The 12,571-nt window shown below is 61.0% G+C and carries 12 protein-coding genes; 7 read left to right on the top strand and 5 right to left on the bottom strand.

What is annotated here, in order from left to right; translation table 11 throughout:
• Positions 1–178 precede the first annotated feature (178 nt).
• From V7714_RS19175 to V7714_RS19155, 5 genes are all read right to left on the bottom strand, one after another.
• Positions 179–937, bottom strand: a complete 759-nt coding sequence (locus V7714_RS19175) for an SDR family oxidoreductase (RefSeq protein WP_335711171.1) — start codon at positions 935–937, stop codon at positions 179–181.
• 60 nt (positions 938–997) lie between these two features.
• Positions 998–3,061, bottom strand: a complete 2,064-nt coding sequence (locus tag V7714_RS19170; RefSeq protein ID WP_335711170.1) for a TonB-dependent receptor plug domain-containing protein — start codon at positions 3,059–3,061, stop codon at positions 998–1,000.
• Between the two features lie 137 nt (positions 3,062–3,198).
• Positions 3,199–3,942 carry a citrate/2-methylcitrate synthase gene (locus V7714_RS19165; protein WP_335711190.1) on the bottom strand — a complete coding sequence of 248 codons (744 nt, stop codon included), beginning with the start codon at positions 3,940–3,942 and terminating at the stop codon, positions 3,199–3,201.
• A 47-nt stretch (positions 3,943–3,989) separates the two neighbouring features.
• Positions 3,990–4,799 carry a hypothetical protein gene (locus V7714_RS19160; RefSeq protein WP_335711169.1) on the bottom strand — a complete coding sequence of 270 codons (810 nt, stop codon included), beginning with the start codon at positions 4,797–4,799 and terminating at the stop codon, positions 3,990–3,992.
• Positions 4,796–6,595, bottom strand: a complete 1,800-nt coding sequence (locus V7714_RS19155) for a thiamine pyrophosphate-binding protein (protein WP_335711168.1) — start codon at positions 6,593–6,595, stop codon at positions 4,796–4,798. Before V7714_RS19155 ends, V7714_RS19160 begins: the two co-directional genes overlap by 4 nt.
• 272 nt (positions 6,596–6,867) lie before the next feature.
• On the opposite strand from V7714_RS19155, the gene V7714_RS19150 reads away from it, so the two are divergent.
• The 7 genes from V7714_RS19150 (at position 6,868) to V7714_RS19120 (ending at position 12,493) form a co-directional block, all read left to right on the top strand.
• A complete protein-coding gene (locus V7714_RS19150) occupies positions 6,868–7,320 on the top strand; it encodes a DUF4442 domain-containing protein (protein ID WP_335711167.1) in 453 nt (150 codons plus the stop codon).
• Between the two features lie 285 nt (positions 7,321–7,605).
• Entirely contained in the window at positions 7,606–8,016 is a 411-nt protein-coding gene (locus tag V7714_RS19145) for a DUF2141 domain-containing protein (RefSeq protein ID WP_335711166.1), read from the top strand.
• A 28-nt stretch (positions 8,017–8,044) separates the two neighbouring features.
• Positions 8,045–8,320 (top strand): 2TM domain-containing protein, encoded by a 276-nt coding sequence (locus V7714_RS19140; protein WP_335711165.1) that lies wholly within the window; start codon positions 8,045–8,047, stop codon positions 8,318–8,320.
• A gap of 1 nt (position 8,321) precedes the next feature.
• Positions 8,322–9,797: a carotenoid oxygenase family protein gene (locus V7714_RS19135; protein WP_335711164.1), complete on the top strand. Its 1,476-nt coding sequence runs from the start codon at positions 8,322–8,324 to the stop codon at positions 9,795–9,797.
• A 2-nt stretch (positions 9,798–9,799) separates the two neighbouring features.
• A complete protein-coding gene (locus tag V7714_RS19130; protein ID WP_335711163.1) occupies positions 9,800–10,369 on the top strand; it encodes an NAD(P)H-dependent oxidoreductase in 570 nt (189 codons plus the stop codon).
• A gap of 79 nt (positions 10,370–10,448) precedes the next feature.
• The gene (locus tag V7714_RS19125; RefSeq protein WP_335711162.1) at positions 10,449–11,642 is read left to right on the top strand and encodes a sensor histidine kinase; all 1,194 of its coding nucleotides are present in this window, start codon (positions 10,449–10,451) and stop codon (positions 11,640–11,642) included.
• Positions 11,643–11,677: 35 nt separating this feature from the next.
• Positions 11,678–12,493 carry a LytR/AlgR family response regulator transcription factor gene (locus V7714_RS19120; protein WP_335711161.1) on the top strand — a complete coding sequence of 272 codons (816 nt, stop codon included), beginning with the start codon at positions 11,678–11,680 and terminating at the stop codon, positions 12,491–12,493.
• Positions 12,494–12,571: the final 78 nt, after the last annotated feature.

Genomic DNA, 12,571 nt, shown 5'->3' with positions numbered 1-12,571 from the left:
CACCTCATCAGATAGGCAAGCTGTATGTGTATCTGCAGAATATATGCCGAGTATCCACGGTAACGTATTGCGGGTTTCCAAGCACCCATGCATGACGCGCCTTGCAAGTTTCGCCAGTACTATACGCAGTATAGGTAGCTGGTTCAGCACCATGGCTCGCCCAAGTCACGAGTCGCGGTTACTGCAACGGTAACACCGTGCCACCATCGACCACCAGCTCAGTACCAACAATGTATGAAGACTCATCGCTGGCCAGGAAAAGAACGGCGCGCGCGACCTCCTCAGGCTCGCCGAAGCGCTTGATGGGTGCCTTGCTGACAAAATGTTCTCTGGCCGCCTTGACCGATTCTATGGGCATCCCCCATCGCGTACCAAATTTGGGCGTGTTAATCGGCCCAGGGCTGACTGCATTGATGCGTATTCCTTTCGCCATCAGCTCTATACCCAGGGTCTTGACCAGGGAATACTGCGCAGCCTTGCAGGCTGCATAGACACTGAAGTTCGGTGAGCCTTTCTGGTTTGAGATGGAAGTTGTCACCACTATCGATGCGCCAGGTGTCAGCAATGGCAACGCTTTCTGTATGGTAAAGAAGACGCCTTTGAACAGGCTGGCGTTCATCTCGTCAAACTCTGCTTCGGTCACTCGTTCGAACGGAGCGGGCTGAGAGTTGCCTGCGTTGACAAACAGCACATCCAGCTGGCCGAATGCCGCCCCCACCTCCTGCATCAGCCGGTCTATATCGTCCATCCGGCCTGCATCACTACGAAATGCCCGTACCGACTCCCCCAGCGAGCTGCGCGCCTGTTCTAGGCTATCGACGTCGCGCCCGGTAATGGCCAATTGCGCCCCCTCAGCCACAAACAGCTTGGCCGTGGCATAGCCTATGCCGTTGTTCCCACCTGTTATCAGTGCCCGCTTTCCTAGTAATCGCTGCATTCATGACTCCGAAGGCTAATGGGTAAACCTGGACCGAACGCCTTGTTCGGCCGCGCTGCATCACATCGTATAGCTCGCCTGCACATACCAGGCCCTGCCAGCCATGGGGAGATCGTAGCGTATCAAGCCTGGAGCCAGGCTGGGCTCACGTACATCCTCATCGAAGGCATTACGCAAGGAACCTGAGAACGTCCATCCTTTTTCACCCATGCGCTTGTGCAGTGTCAGATCCAATGTGGTGTAGTCGGGCACTGCGGGACGTGCATCACCGGCAACCCGTTTACGGTCTGCTATGTGATTGGCCTGCCCTCCCAATTGCCAACCGTCGAAAAACTTCCAGTCGACACGGGCATAAGCGTGCTTGCGCGGTGCATTCCCTGCATCCTGCAAGGTCGTACCATCAGTTGACCGTTGATGGGCATAGAAAGCTGACAGTTTCAATTTACTATCTACATCCCAAGCGGTCTCCAACTCAAAACCATGCCCCTTCTGGCTGCCGATATTGAAGTAGGTCGCACCCGTCCCAGGTGTGCTGTTCGGCACGGTTCGAATAATGTCCTTCAACCTGCTACGGAACAGCGTCAGATTCACATGCGTTTGACGACTTGGCTGCCAGGCAAATGCGGCCTCCAGAGTCTTGATGGTTTCCGGCTCCAGGCCGGGGTTGCCTCGAACCGTCGGGTTATTGATGCTGTAAAGCTCATTGAATGCAGGCGCGCGGAAAGCCTGACCATAAAGTAGCTTGGCCGTCAGGTTGTAATCGACATCCCAAACCAGCGCCAACCGGGGATTGGTGGTGCTGCCAAAGTCGGAGTAGCGGTCATACCGCACACCCGCAGTCAACGCCCAATCCTTGGCGAGCCCCCACTCATCCTGCGCATAGACGTAATTGACCCGCCGGCGGTTAGGTAACATGAACGGCGCCGTATGGCTAAAGTCCCGCATTTCCCCCAAGGGCACAGGCAGCCCATTAGGCAGGAAGGTAAAATTCTTGATTTCCTGGGTCTTGTAGAGGTTCAGGTCATCATGCCCCATCCCAAACCGCCACAGATGCCCTTGCCAGCCCGAATAGGTTGCATAGGCCGACACCCGGAATTGCCGGTCCCATCGATTGGGAGAGCCAATCATGCCGTTGGTAAACGTCCCGGTTGGAAAGCGAGTGCCCGCAGGGAAAAGTACAAGGTTGTTGAATACCTCAGAATAATGCGCGTAGCTTGCATTGACCCCTACCCCCCAGTTGGGCGTCAACTGCGCATCCGTCCAGCCGTAGTCCATCGAGAAGCGCTGACTGCGACTATTACCTGTAGGGTCGAGTGCAGAGGCGATACCTGGCCCTGTACCCAGCTTGTCGCGTAACTTGTAGGCCACTCGAATACGCGATTTCGAGTAAGCGATGTCAAGACTGGCATCGACAGCGTCGCGTCCAGTACTCACGGCGCCAGGAGCAAGGCTGGCGCGCGTACCAAAGGTAGCGTCGTTGCGGGTCTGGGCATCCGACGTAATGACTTCCTTGTAACCATCAGTACTACCCAGACGCAGATAGGCTGCAATATCCACCCCTCCCCATTGCCCGCCATGTTGCAGCCATAGGTCCTGGCTATCAAAGGCGCCAGTACGCACGCCAAGCTCAGTCCCAGAATAACTACCTGCCGCCTTGGTGATGATATTGATGACACCGCTATATGCATCGGCACCATAGAGTGCAGAGCCGGGGCCGCGAATCACTTCAATCCGGGCAATATGCTCTACCGGCATCCCACCCCAGATATTGCCGCGATTACCAGTAAACACGGTCGTCATGGGGACGCCATTGAGCAGCATCAATGTCTGCGGTCCCTGCTGGCTGAATATCCCACGTACCACATAAATAGGCGTGTAGGAGTTAGGGCTGCGGGACACATGCATGCCGGGCACGGTCTCCAGCACCTCGTCCAGGTCTTGCGCCCCCATGGCCGTGATGTCTTCGGCCGTGATCACCGTTGCCACCGCAGGTGCCCGGCGCAGGGTCTGCTTGCTACCGGTGGCAATGCTGACCGTGGTTTTGTCGCCATAGGCCAGCGCCAGGTCTTCTTCGACTACCGTCTCGTCCGCGTGTAACGCACTCATGCAAGCCACGGCGAACATATTGGGTAGTAACAGCTTACAAACTTTCCGCATTGTCTTCTCCGTCCCTGAGTACAAGTGGATGCGTGCAACGGTGGGCGCACTATCCTGATAGCCTGCACATATAGGAACAATATATTCAAAAGCTTCCCGTCGCCTTACCAGCGCCGCGCTGTAACACCTTCATAGTGAATATCGCTACACGACAAGGGTAATAGAGTCGCCTCGGGTCGCTCTCTGGCTTCGACATAGCACGGCGGCATACCGGCCAGAAACAAAGGCACTCTGAACAGGTGAAACTCCCCCACATCCATCCCCATGTCCGCGCACAATGCCGCTGTGTAGGCCGCATTGTTCATGCGTAGGTGCGGACGTCGGGCAAGCAGTATCTGTTCAACCTGAAAGGCCAGCCGAAGATACGGCCCTTCCGCCAAGCCCAGCGCCTGTGCCCGTTGATGCAACCAGTAAATGCGCTCGTCCGTAGAGTCTATGGGCCGGCCATAACCGAGGATATGGCGCTGTTCCGCCTCTGCATTCACCCATTCCACCAGATCGGCACCGGCATCGACCGCCGCCTTGGTACGCAAGAAGAAAGACATCGCCCGCACACCCGCCTGGCCGCCATAAACCTGCGCTTCGGATACCGCCAGCGCCGCTGCCATCGCCAATGGTGGCGTGCTACGCACGCTGCCAGCCAGTGCCGCCACCCGGTTGTTCCACAAGCGGGCGTCGGGATAGCTGGTGTAGACCCAGATCGCATGCAGCATTCGTATCTGCTCAGGCGTGTGCTGTCGCCCGGTAATACCGAATAGATAAAGCGCCATCCAGTCTAGATCGCGCAGATCATGATGCAGGTCATGCCCTCGAAATACAGCGCGCGTTCCCGGAAATGCCGCCCCCATACGCGTCCGCAAAACGCCATGGGCCTCCTGTAACAGTCGATAGCCCATCAGCTCACCACCTTCTGACCAGGATCATCAGTCAACTCAACAGGAAAGAACGGGAAGCGCTTGAAGCCATAATCCCATTGCTCCAGCGCATGGGCTGCCGCGCCAGGCAGCCGCAGCAGCAAGTGCATCATCTCAGCAGCGGATGGGCTCAATCCCAGCTCGCAAAACACTGCCGTAGTGGGCAATATCAGATTGAATGGCCTACCCACGATGGACTCAAGCGCCACCCGGTTTTGCTGCAACCAACTCAGTTGCCCCCCCGAGCTGCGAGCCTGCAGGCAATCTAGCAGTTGCAGCACCGGTAGCGGTGTGGTCACACCGTGTGGATCGAAGCCTGGTGGATGTTCGGTCTGAGGCCAGACATCGACCAAAGTTTCTGGCGGTGCGGCCAGGTGGTGGCGCCACTTTGCCAGATCAGTCCCGCACACCTCCCAGGCCTGCATGGCAAGTAACACTTCGCGTGCCCCGCCATACTGCCCCGCGCCCACAGCCAAGGCCGCCATCAAACTGGCTGCTGCAGTAGACCCCCCCACCCCACCACACATGGCCGCATGCACCATGGGGTCACGCGGGCCGGGGTTGGCCAGGGCCACGGCCAATGTCTCCAGCAACGCCGCCTGCTGCGCCGAGGGGCGCTCGCCGCGAAACAGCAGGTAGACCATCTCTATCCAGCTCGCCTTGCCCAGCATGTCGCCATAGACATCGTAGCCATGGCAGCGGGCAACCCGGGTGGCAAAGGGGTTATCGGGCTCGGCTTCTTCCTGCCAGATGCGGGTATGCACCACCTCCTTGCGTGGCGCTTCGCTCATCGCTCGCTCCCCAGGGTCTTCATGCGCAGGCTCATGGGCGGCACCTCCTCGCCGTCTATGCGCACATCCAGCAGCGTGGGGCCTTTGCGGCGCAATATGGCCTCGATATCGATCTGCTCGAAGTCCTCGGGCGAGCGGATCACGAATCCCGGCACGCCCAGCGATTCGGCCAGCAGCCGATAATCCACGGTCGGCAACTCAAAGGCTGTGCGCTCGGCACCTGCCAGGCGCTGACCATGTTTGACCATACCCAGCGCACCATCGTTGAGTATCACGAACAGCACCGATAGCTTCTCTGCCGCTGCCACCGTGATTTCCTGTCCATTCATCAGGTAGCTACCATCGCCGGTAATGCAGACACAGGGGCAGTCGGGGTTGCCGCGTGCACCGCCCACAGCCGCCCCTATCGCCCAGCCCATGGGGGCAAAATCCATGATGACCCGGAGCCAGCCAGCATGATCCTGCCTGCGCTCACCCACATCGGCATGGGTGCGGCCAAAGTCATGCTGGTGCCCGATGCGCCGGTCACGCGGTTGCAGGTAATGGATGGCCCAGGCCGTACTATTGCCGGCATCGGCATAGAAGCGGGTGGTGGGCGGGCAGCGGCGCGACAGCTCCCGCATCAATCGCTGCGGCTTGATGGGCACGGCCTGGGATTCGTACTTTTCCGGCTCGCGCAGCATGCCCTCGACGCTGCGCAGGCTGACCTTGCCTGCCCGCTCTTGCGCCCTTTGCTCGTCGCCCCGCAGCGATTCCACCAGCAGCTCGCAGACGGTGCTGATACGGCCACGGACATGCAACCGCGCCATGGGCGAGCGCATCAGATGCTCGTCATCCACATCGATATGTACCAGCCGGTTGTTCAGCACGGTCTCGCACCAGGCCGCGCTGGTCCATTCGCCCAGGCTGACGCCGAATGCCAGCACCAGATCTGGGTCGTCCAGCAGCACTGCATTGGCGGTGTAGTGGCCGGCAAAGCCAAACACGCCTCGGTAGAGCTGGTGCCGTGGGTTGACCAGCCCCTTGCCGTCGGGTGTGGTCACAAACAGGGCATGGGTGCGCTCGGCCAGCTCCAGTATGGCTTCGATGGCTTCGCCGCAAGTGCTGCCTATGATGATGGCGATCTTGTCGGCCTTGTGGATATCGGCCGCCAACTGGCGCACGACGGCAATATCCACCAATGAAGGCTTCTCAATCAGGTTGCGCAGATCGTAGTTAAGCCAGGAGCCCGGCGCAGGCGCCCGCAGGATATCGACCGGAAACGACAGGTGGGCAGGCCCATAGGGCGCCCGGTGCGTGCGCATGATGGCACTGACCAGCTTGCTTTCCACCTGCTCGGGGTGGGAAACCAGCGAGTTGTAGCGGGTACAGTGGCGGAACATGCCCAGGGTATTCACACCAGTACAGGCGGATTCCTGCAGCGCACCACGGCCAAACGAAGGCAGGGAGGGCTGGCCGGTAATGGCCAGCATGGGGATGCTGTTATCGTAGGCATTGGCCACCCCCGTCAGCAGGTTGGTGGCGCCAGGGCCTGATGTGGAGATACAGACGCCCACCTTGCCGGTCTCACGGGTATAACCCTCTGCCATAAAGGCCGCACCGGCCTCGTGCCGGGCCACCACGGCCCGTGGGCCGCCACGGCGAGCACTGCGGGCCAGTGCATTGTAGATAGGCTCCACCGCACCGCCCGGTACACCAAAGACATATTCCACCCCGATGGCTTCCAGGTAGCGCACCACTACCTCTGCCACATCGGTCGGTTCTGGTAAGCCCGCAGTCGCCATCTGTTCCGCCATCACACCCATCCTTGTCTGTGATCCAGGCCGGGCATGCCCCGGCCATCGCCATGCCGTGCTGATCAGCTTGCCGTGACTACCCACGGCAGGCCGCCAGCTCCATCAGCCAACAATGATAGTTATAGGCGGCAGCAGGCCAAGAAACCATGCCGGCTTGCCAAGGCATTGCCGCATCCCGGTCTGATCGCCAGGCCTGCACGGTCACATGGACATTTGACAAGCAAGCGCTTGACAGGCAATCTTTCGAGCAATCCCACAAGGAGTAAAATCGCTTGAAAGCCAATACCTTGCGGCGTCTGATCAACCTGTGGCCGCCCTTTCTGTTTACCGGCATCCATGCCACGCGGATCTCGCCGGACTACCGCGAAGTCGATTGCCAGCTCAGCCTGCGCTGGTACAACCGCAACTATGTCGGCACCCACTTCGGCGGCAGCCTGTTTGCCATGACCGACCCCTGGTACATGCTGATGCTCATGCCCTTGCTGGGGCGCGACTATTTTGTCTGGGATCAGCAGGCCGGCATCGAATTCATTGCCCCCGGCCGTGGCAAGGTCACCGCCCGCTTCCGTATCGATGACGCCATGCTGGCAGAAATCCGCGAGCGTACAGCCAGCGGCGAGAAGTACCTGCCCCAGTTCGTCATTGATATCGTGGACGAGCAGAACGAGCTGATCGCCCGCGTCACCAAAACACTGTACGTGCGCAAGAAGCCAACCAAGCGCTGACGCAAGTACACGTCGCCCCGTCGTGACCAGAGTACGGGGTAGGCGCACCCTGCACCACCAGACCAGCCCGGCACAGCCGGGCTGTTTGCCGTCCTGCTTTGACCAAGGATTGCGCCCGCCCCTCCTCCTCCCCAGACGCCTCCCGCAACCTCACTCGGTGATTCACGCCGGATGCATGCAACTGGCGACCAGGCCCCGTCGATTCATCGCAAGTGCCAGCGGCTCGACACGGGCTACGCCAGGATGCAACCCATCGCACTACCGCGAGCCACGAGGAGCCACACCATGCACATCCGCCACATCCTGCCGCTGATCTTGTTGACTGCCGGCGCAGCCCAGGCAGCCGACCTGACCATCACCGTCAATGGCCTGGCCAACGCCGAGGGCAAAGTCCTGCTTGCCGCCTACGACAGTGCCGACACCTTCCTCAAGCGCCCTGTCGGCATCAGTTGGGCCGATGCCCAGGCCGGTAGCATCAAGGCCGTGATCAGCAACCTGAAGGCCGGCGACTACGCGGTTTCGCTGTACCAGGACAAGAACGGCAACAAGCGGCTCGATAGCAATATGGTGGGGATGCCCACCGAACCCTATGGCTTCTCCCGTGATGCCACCGGCAGCTTTGGCCCGCCCAGCTTCGAGCAAGCCCGCATCAGCGTGCCAGACAATGGCACCGAGATTGCCGTCACCCTACGTTAACCACGCCCGCGTTGCTCAGGAGACCACCATGCCCGCACAAGACGCCCTGCTCGCCCGCGCAAAACGCCGCGCCCGGCAGAAAACTGGCTTCTACAGCCACGCCATCATTTATCTGCTCGTCATCGGCTGCCTGTTGTTGATAGACCTGCTGCAAGGCAGGGGCATCAATTGGGCCTATTGGTCGGCGATGGGCTGGGGCGTGGGCCTGCTGTCACACGGCGCCGTCACTTTCTTCGATGGGGCCGGCCTGTACGAGAAGGTACTGGCACATGAATTGAAGAAACTGCAAGAACAGGAGCGCTGAGATGCAACGCCGCGATTTTCTGCTCAAGAGCTTGGCCGGTGGCCTGGCAGTATGCCTGCCGGCCAGTGCCTTGGCTGGTGCCGATACCTATCAGGCATACCGAGCTGGTTTGGCCAAACATCCCCGGTTGGCCATGCTGGCTGGCACCCAGAACGAGATGCTGGCCGGCGAAGCCAGCATCAGCGGAAGCTGGCCGAAGGCGCTGGCAGGGATGTTCTATCGCAATGGCCCAGCCAGGCTGGAGCGTGGTGGCGAGCGCTACGAGCATTGGTTCGACGGCGACGGCATGGTGCATGCCTGGCGCATGGCCAATGGCCGTGTCAGCCATCTGGGCCGCATGGTGCGCACCCACAAATACCGCGAGGAGGCCGCTGCCGACCAGTTGCTCTACCCTGGTTTTGGCACCGCCATTGCCCGCCGGCCGATAGGCAACAACGACAGTGTCAATGCCGCCAATACCAGCGCGCTTTCGCATGCCGGCAAGCTGTACGCCATGTGGGAGGGCGGCTCGGCCACCGAGCTGGACCCGCAAACGCTGGCCACCCGTGGCCTCAAGACCTGGCGCGACGACCTGACCGCCCTGCCCTTCTCGGCCCACCCCAAGGTGGAGCCGGACGGCACCCTGTGGAATATCGGCGCCGTGCCTGGTGTCAACAAGCTGGTGCTTTGGCATATCCGAGCCGATGGCAGCCTAGCACGGGTGCAGTTGCTGAACGTGGCCGATATTGCCCTGGTGCATGATTTCGTCGTGACCGAGCGGCATATCGTCTTGCTGCTGCCCCCCTTCAGCCTCAACCGCGCCCCTGGCATCAGCTATCTGGCCATGCACCAATGGCAAGGGCAGCGTGCCATGCGGGTGCTGGTCATAGACAAGGCCGACCTGACGCTGAAACACACACTGGAAATGCCGGCCCGCATGGTATTTCACTTTGGCAACGCGTTTGACGATGGCGACAGCATCCGGCTGGATGCCACCCTCTATCAAGATGACCAGGTACTGCAGGAGATGGCCGCCGCCATGCGCGGGGTGGTGTGGGATAAGCCCGTCCCTTCGGTGACCAGCCAGCTGACGCTGGATCTGCGCCGGGGTCAGGTACGGGAGGAGCGCCTGCTCGCGGCGAGTGAGTTCCCCCGCGTTGCCGATGCGGTTGTGGGGCGCCGCCATCGTGCACTCTTTACCCTGATCGAGGACAAGCAACACGGTATGGGCATGGGGGGCGTGGCACGCATTGATCTGGATGGCGGCAAGGTCGATCGCTTTGCCTTCGGCCCGGACTGGGTCGTGGAGGAACACGTCCCGGTCGCCCGGCCCGATGGCCGCGGACTCTGGCTGCTTGGCCCGGCGTTGGATCTACGCCGCAAGCAGACCGTGCTGAATGTGTTCGATGCCGCCAACCTGGCGCAGGGCCCGCTGGCCCAGGCCAGGCTGCCCTATGCTGCGCCGCTGTGTTTTCACGGCAACTTTCTGAGTACCTGACCATGCGCATACTGATTATTGTTGGCCACCCCGATGAAGATAGCTTCTGCGCCGCCCTGGCCGACCGCTACCAGCAAACTGCCAGCCAGGCTGGCCACGAGGTGGCCCGGCTCAATCTGGGAGAGCTGGCCTTCGACCCCATACTGCGCAAGGGTTACAAGGGCAGGCAGACGCTGGAACCTGATCTGCAAGCCGCCCAGCAGGCCATCCAGCACGCGGAGCGCCTGGTATTCGTTTACCCCTATTGGTGGGCCAGCATGCCCGCCCTGCTGAAAGGCTTTATCGACCGGGTGTTTCTGCCTGGCTTTGCTTTTAAATACCTTGCCGACAAGGCCCTACCCAGCAAGCTGCTGCTGGGGCGGGAGGCCCAGATACTGGTGACCAGCGACACCCCCCCATGGTACAACCGGCTGGTCTACCGGCGTGCGGGGCTCAGGGCGCTGCGCGTGAATGTGCTGGAGTTTTGCGGCATACGGGTAAGGGATGAACTTGAAATCGGGCCGATACGTGGCAGTGCCGAACAGCACCGGGTGCGATGGCTGGACAAGGCTGCGCAACTGGCCATGCGCTAAGCGCCGCCAAGAACCCGGGATGAAAGTCCGTCACTACCAAGCCATAAACTGAGCACATAACAAGCCCCCAGGAATCGCCATGCGCAGCAATCCTCACACCGCAGCAAGCAGTTGCAACAGCCTGGAGGCCGGCCTCAGCTGGCACCCGCTGGAGCTGATCCCCTACTTCAAGCGCTGGCCGCATAGCACAGCCCGAGATCTGCTCTACACCTTTATCTGGAACAGCCTGATCGGCTGCACCTTGATGAGCGTGGGGCTGATGTTCTCTCTGCCCAGCAATCCGTGGCGCTATTTTTACGTCAATTTTGTGCTGACCCAGACCATAGGCTTCACTATCCATGGCCTGTTCGATCTGTCTGGCATGCTGCTGGGCAGCATGCTGCACAAGCTACCCACCTGGCTGCGCTACCTCTACTTCATGCTGGTCCCGGTACTGGGCGTATTCCTGGGCTATGCCGTCGGCCTGGCCGTGCTCGATATGGATGCGGCCCGGCGCTATATCTTCAGCGCCCAGGGCGTCAGGACCATACTGGTTTTCTCGCTGGGCATGTCAGCCATCTTGTGTGCCTTGTTTGTGGCACGTGACCGGCAGGTCAAGGCCGAAATGGCACTCGCCGAACAGACACAGAAGGCCCTGGACGCAGAACGCAGGGCACTGGAAGCGCAACTCCGCATGTTGCAGGCCCAAATCGAGCCGCATTTCCTCTATAACACCCTGGCCAATGCAGTAGGCCTGATTGCGCCCGCACCCGACAAAGCCCGCCTGCTGCTGGAACGCCTGATCGATTACCTGCGGACCAGCCTGTCGGCCAGCCGCGAGGCCGAGACCCGGCTGGATCATGAACTGGAGACCGTGCGCGCCTACCTGGATTTGATGCAGGTACGCATGGGCCAGCGCCTGAGCTATCAGCTACAGTGCCCACCCGAGCTGGGCGCCATCGCCATCCCGCCCATGCTGCTGCAGCCCCTGGTGGAGAACGCCATACAGCACGGCCTGGAGCCGCGCATCGCGGGCGGCACCATCACACTCACCGTCGCTCAACAAGGCGATACCCTGCTGATCGAGGTCGCCGATGATGGCGAGGGCTTTAACCCCGCTGCCAAGCCACGCCCTGGCGGCGGCGTAGGCCTGGCCAATCTGCGCGAGCGACTGGCGACACTGTATGGCACGGCTGGCGGCATTACCCTGGCCGACCAGCAACCCAGCGGCGTCCGCGCCACACTGCGCCTGCCATTGGACGGCAGCGCGGGCAAGCGCGGGCCGCAGCCATAGTAAGATAGAGAACAGCCCACACCGCGCGCCACACCATGCCCACCGCCCTGATTGCCGACGACGAAATTGCCCTGGCCGAATTCCTCAAGACCGAGCTGGCCGAGCTGTGGCCTGAGCTCAAGATCGTGGCCTTGGCGTACAACGGTGTGGACGCGCTGAGGCTGATAGATGAGACGGCACCGGATATTGCCTTCCTGGATATCCGCATGCCCGGCCTGAACGGCCTGGAGGTGGCGAGCCGGCTGGTGGACGCCGACGCAGCCCCGCATATGGTGTTTGTCACAGCCTACGACCAGTACGCGGTTGATGCCTTTGAGCGTGAGGCAGTGGACTACCTGCTCAAGCCCCCCAGCCGGGAGCGCCTGGGCAAGACGCTGGACAAACTGAAACGCCAGTTGGGCGACGAACGACATACCGGCAGCCCCATGGCCGGTTCCGGTTCCGGTCTCGGTCCCGGCGCCGGCCCCGATCCCGAACTGCTGGCCAAGCTGGCTGGCCTGCTAGGCCAACCCGCCCCTGGCAGCCCGCGGCTGGAATGGATACGGGCAGCCCACGGCAACGAGACACGCCTGATCGCGGTGGATGAGGTGGTGTATTTCGAAGCGCGCGACAAATACGTCAGCGTCTTTACCGCCGACGGCGAGTCACTGATACGCACCCCGCTGCGTGAACTGCTAGACGGACTGGACCCCGCCCGCTTCTGGCAGGTACACCGTGGCACCATCGTCGCAGTCAGGCATATTGCGGGGACAGTGCGTGATTTTCGCGGCCGTACCCTGGTCAAGCTCAAGACCCGCCCCGACCAACTGGTGGTCAGCCGCGCCTACCTGCATCTGTTCAAGCAGATGTAAGCGCCCCTAAACAAGCAGTGCGGCCTGTTCACTTCCGTGATCAGGCCGCACTGTTGATGGCTGTAGCTCAAACACACC

This window comes from Chitinimonas sp. JJ19 (genome assembly GCF_036961565.1).
Taxonomy (GTDB): domain Bacteria; phylum Pseudomonadota; class Gammaproteobacteria; order Burkholderiales; family Chitinimonadaceae; genus Chitinimonas.
Note: the sequence above shows the minus strand (reverse complement) of the source record. Positions and strands in the feature narration are given on the sequence as shown.